Source organism: Micromonospora sp. NPDC002411 (assembly GCF_053592955.1).
The window spans coordinates 1-4,436 of the sequence record NZ_JBSFBM010000454.1; the positions used below are offsets into that span (position 1 = coordinate 1).

Sequence of the window (4,436 nt, forward strand, 5' to 3'; positions counted from 1 at the left end):
AGGAAGGAGATCTTGGTGCCGGCAGCACCGAAGGTCGGCCACGAGGCGCGGATGTCCAGACCCGTGACCACAGTGGTGGACGCGAGCACACCCTGCTGGTCGAGGGTCTGCCACATGGCCGGGGCGGTGGTGCCGGCCCAGGCCACGAAGAGCAGGTCCGGCTTGGCGGTCTTGATCTGGCTGGCGAACGGGGTGAATTCGGTGGCGCTGGCCGGGGCCCGGACACTGCTCACGGTGGCGCCCGCCCCACCGATGACGGCCTTGACGGCCGCCTCGTTGGCGTCGCCGAACGCGCCGTCCTGAGCGAAGACCACTACCTTCTTGCCGGCCGGGTCGCCGATGAACGACTTGGCGGTCACCACGTCCTGGTAGGACTGCCGGCCGGAACGGAACGTGTACTTGTTCGCGCCGGTCACCGCGTCGGTGGCGGCCGGTCCACTGATGAACAGGACCTTGTTCTGCGCCGCGATCGGCGCGACCTGCAACGCCACGCCGGAGGCGGTGGAACCGGCGATGATCTTCGTGCCCTTGCCGATCAGGTCCTTCGCTGCGGAGACCGCCTTTGCCGGGTCACCCGCGTCGTCGACCTCGGTCAACTCGATCTTCCGGTCACCGACCTTGCCGGTGCCCTTCGTGGCGAAGTCGAGCCCGGCCTTGAACCCCTCGATGTATTGCTTTCCGTAACTGGCCAGGGCACCCGACTGGGAGTACACCAAGCCGACCTTGACCGGCGCGGCGCTGTCGCCGCCGCCGGTGGCGGTGTCCTGCGGGCTACCACAGGCCGTGGCGGCCAGCGCCGCGGCCATCATCGTGGCGGCGGACAGGAACGCCCGCCGCGTGTGCCGGACCGTCATCGCGACTCCAGGTGAGGACAGGATGCTGTGTTGTCGGCTCACGCTAGAAGTGACGTCACCCACGAGCTATGTGGCAGAAACACACAAGTAACAGGAATGAGGTGGCCCGGGGTTACAACGGCCCGCACGACCACCGGAGCGTCGTCGTTCCCGGTGGCCCGAACCCCCACGGACCACCCGAGGTCTGTGTCGCCTCGCCCCATCTGCCCCGATCGGTCAACCACAGGGACCGTCATGGGCCGCCGGGCGCGGGCAGCGCCGACGACCGTCGAGCAGGCTGTCGCAGAAGAAGCCGGGCGACAAACTGCCCACCATCCGGAAACTCGCCGAGACCTATGCCGTGCACATGAACACAGCCTCGCGGGCGCTCTCGCTACTTCACGACCGCGAGCTGATCACCGGCCAGCCCGGCCGCGGCACACCTATGTGACCGATCAGCCCGGGAGGTAACTCCTCCACCCCCGCGAGCAGGCGAAGATTGCGTCAACATCCCTGTTGTTGCTGTCTCAACCCGCCTCAAGGCAGCAACATCAGTGAAGTTGCTGCCGCGTCCGAGTCGATTCCTCGAAGATCGTGCTCGATCGTGGTTGTAGGGGCCTCGAACTCGCGGCGATGCCACTACATCCTGGATCCAGCGTGATCTTGCGGGGGCCGGACCGCGGCGGGCGCTTGACCGGCGCGAGGCTGCGTGGGGCGGGCGCGGCGTACCCCGGATGTGCCGCTGGCCCGCCGTCCGGGTGGCGGACGACGGGCCAGCGTGTGGGCCGGGCGTGATCGGCCCAGCGATCGACCGGAGCGGATCAGCTCCGGCCGAGGTCGGTTCCCGGCGAGGCCGGCGGGGTCAGTTGTCGGCGAGGCCGGCGCGGGCGGCGACGGCGGTGTCCGGGTGGTCACTGAAGATGCCGTCCAGGCCCAGACCCAGGAAGAGCTCGTACTCGGCCGTGATGTCGCCGCGAGCGTTGGGATCGGTGCCGATCCGGAAGTCCACGGGGAGGAACTGGTTCTCCGCGCGGAACGTCCAGGAGTGCACGAGCAGCCGCTCGCGGTGGGCGTCGCGTACCACGTTGGTGGGGGCGAGCAGGTTGCCGGCCGCGTCCCGGGGCACCAGCAGGTTCTTGTTCGCGCCGATGCCGTCGGCGTACCCGGCGATCCACTTCAACCCCGCCGGCGTCACGAGGTCCTGGTAACTGCGGGTGTCACCGGCGACGGTGAAGTCGTACGGGCGGCCGGTGGCGTCGAGCAACTGCACCAGCTTCACGTCGGTGAGTCGGCTCAGGCGACGCAGGTTCGCCGTCTCGAACGACTGGATGAAGACCGGCGAGTTCCTGCGGTCCAGCTTGTTCTGCCGCAGCACCTTCAGCAGCGGCTCCTCCAACGGCTTGCCGATCGACGTGAAGTAGGTCGGGTGCTTGGTCTCCGGGTAGATACCGATGGTGCGGCCCCGTGCCCGCCCCTCGGTACGGGCCAGGTCGATGACCTCCTGGAGGGTGGGCACCTCGAAACGGCCGTCGAAGGCGGTGTTCGCCACCCGGACCTGCGGCAGTCGTTCCTTGGCTCGCAGCGTCTTCAGCTCGGCCAGTGTGAAGTCCTCGGTGAACCAGCCGGTCACGGCGACACCGTCGATGGCTTTGGTCGCCTTGCGGGCCGCGAACTCCGGGTGGGCCGACACGTCGGTGGTTCCGGAGATCTCGTTCTCGTGCCGGGCGACCAGGACGCCGTCGGACGTCGACACCAGGTCCGGTTCGATGTAGTCGGCGCCCATCCGGATCGCCAGCCGGTACGCCTCCAGGGTGTGTTCCGGCCGGTAGCCGCTGGCACCTCGGTGACCGATCACGATCGGACGGTCGTTCGCCCGGGTGCGGTCCGCGCCGGTCGAGGGCTCGGCGGCGGCCATCGTGGGCACGGCCACGGCGGCGGCGGCGAGCAGCGCGCCGGCCACGCCGAGGGTCGAGAGGGTACGTCGCAACGCCGTCTCCTGTCATCGAAGGGTGTCGCGGACAGCAGACCGCCCGCGGTTGGCCGGGAGTTGGTCGACGACTGACCGGCAGGTGAATCTCCGGAATGGGCGTTCCCGCTCCGACATCGGTCCGGAAAAGGAAGATTGTCTGGTGCGCTGGTTCCTTCGCAATCCCGTGCGGCTGGTGCCGCTGGGGTTCCTGGTGCCGATCCTGCTGGGCACCGGGCTGCTGATGGCGCGCTGGGCAACAGTCGATCACCAACGTCCGCCACTGGTCACCGCGTTGTTCACCGCCACCTCGGCGGTCTCGGTGACGGGAATGGCGATCAACGACACCCCCAACTACTGGTCCGGCCCCGGCCTGGTGGTGATCACCCTGCTCACCCAGCTCGGCGGACTCGGCATCCTCACCGCCGCGGCGCTGGTCATCCTGGTGGTCTCGCGCCAACTGGGCCTGCGCAACCGGCTGCTGGTGCAGGCCGAGACGGCGGAGTTCGGGATCGGCGACGTGGCCCGGCTGCTGCGTCGGATCGCGGTGACCGTCTTCGCCTGCGAGGCGGTGATGACCGCCGTGGTAGCCGGCCGGCTCTGGTGGGCGTACGACTACGGGCCGGGACGGGCCCTCTGGTCAGGGGGGTTCCACGCTGTCCAGGCGTTCAACAACTGCGGATTCGCGCTCTACAGCGACGGACTGTTGGGCTTCGCCCGCGATCCGTGGGTGTCCCTGCCGCTGGCGCTGGGTGCCATCGTCGGCGGTCTCGGGTTTCCGGCCCTGTTCGAGGCGGTTCGTGAGTGGCGCAAGCCGGCGAGGTGGGTGGTGGCCACGAAGCTGACCATCTGGGGCAGCCTCGCCCTACTGCTGCTGGGCTTCGCCGGCCTGCTCGCCGCCGAGTGGACCAACGCCAGCACCATCGGCTCGTACGACGCCGCCGGCAAGACTCTCGCGTCGTTCACCCAGATCGCGTTGAGCCGCACCGGCGGTTACGACGTGCTCAACATCGCCGACCTCCAGGAGGAGAGCTATCCGCTGCTGATCGTGCTGATGTTCATCGGCGGCGGCAGCGCCAGCACGGCCGGGGGGATCAAGGTGTCCACGTTCTTCCTGCTCGGGTTCACCATCTGGGCGGAGCTGCGCGGCGAGCCGGACGTGACGGTCGGGCACCGCCGGGTGGCCACCGCCAGCCAGCGACAGGCCGTCACGGTGGCTCTGCTCAGCGTCGCGCTCGTCACGGCCGGGACGATGCTCCTGCTGCTGCTCACCGAGGGTGTGCGGTTCGTCGCTGCCCTGTTCGAGGTCACCTCCGCGTTCAGCACCACCGGGCTCACCGTCGGTCTCGCTGCTGAACTGCCGGCCAGCGGCCAACTCGTGCTGACCGTGCTGATGTTCATCGGCCGGGTCGGGCCGCTAACCCTGGGGTCGGCGATCGCCCTGAACACCCGACGCAGGCTCTACCGCTACCCCCAGGAACAACCAATTGTCGGTTAGGGCATGTTTCATAAGGGCGGCCGAGCCGAGGCGGAGTCCGGGCGGCGATCCGGCAAGGCGCGGTCGCGTCCGGCCCGGGTCGGCGGCTCGTACGCGAGGATGCGGGCCCATCGGCACTCACTGCCGTCGGCGCCTCGGT

At 69.0% G+C, this 4,436-nt stretch carries 4 protein-coding genes; 2 read left to right on the top strand and 2 right to left on the bottom strand.

What is annotated here, in order from left to right; all coding sequences use genetic code 11:
- A partial coding sequence (locus ACWCO3_RS32000; protein ID WP_450013625.1) for an ABC transporter substrate-binding protein occupies window positions 1-854 on the bottom strand: 854 nt, incomplete at its 3' end.
- A gap of 346 nt (window positions 855-1,200) precedes the next feature.
- Between ACWCO3_RS32000 and ACWCO3_RS32005 the strand changes: the two genes are divergently transcribed.
- Entirely contained in the window at window positions 1,201-1,284 is an 84-nt protein-coding gene (locus ACWCO3_RS32005) for a GntR family transcriptional regulator (protein WP_244311889.1), read from the top strand.
- A gap of 411 nt (window positions 1,285-1,695) precedes the next feature.
- Here ACWCO3_RS32005 and ACWCO3_RS32010 read toward each other — a convergent pair whose 3' ends face one another.
- Window positions 1,696-2,820: a glycerophosphodiester phosphodiesterase gene (locus ACWCO3_RS32010; protein WP_450013627.1), complete on the bottom strand. Its 1,125-nt coding sequence runs from the start codon at window positions 2,818-2,820 to the stop codon at window positions 1,696-1,698.
- Between the two features lie 142 nt (window positions 2,821-2,962).
- Between ACWCO3_RS32010 and ACWCO3_RS32015 the strand changes: the two genes are divergently transcribed.
- Window positions 2,963-4,297, top strand: a complete 1,335-nt coding sequence (locus tag ACWCO3_RS32015) for a TrkH family potassium uptake protein (RefSeq protein ID WP_145778826.1) — start codon at window positions 2,963-2,965, stop codon at window positions 4,295-4,297.
- The last annotated feature ends 139 nt before the right edge of the window (window positions 4,298-4,436 follow it).

What these genes read in the sequence shown, in the direction of transcription:
- ACWCO3_RS32005 (WP_244311889.1), top strand. Translation starts at nt 1,201, where the DNA reads ATGAACACAGCCTCGCGGGCGCTCTCGCTACTTCACGACCGCGAGCTG.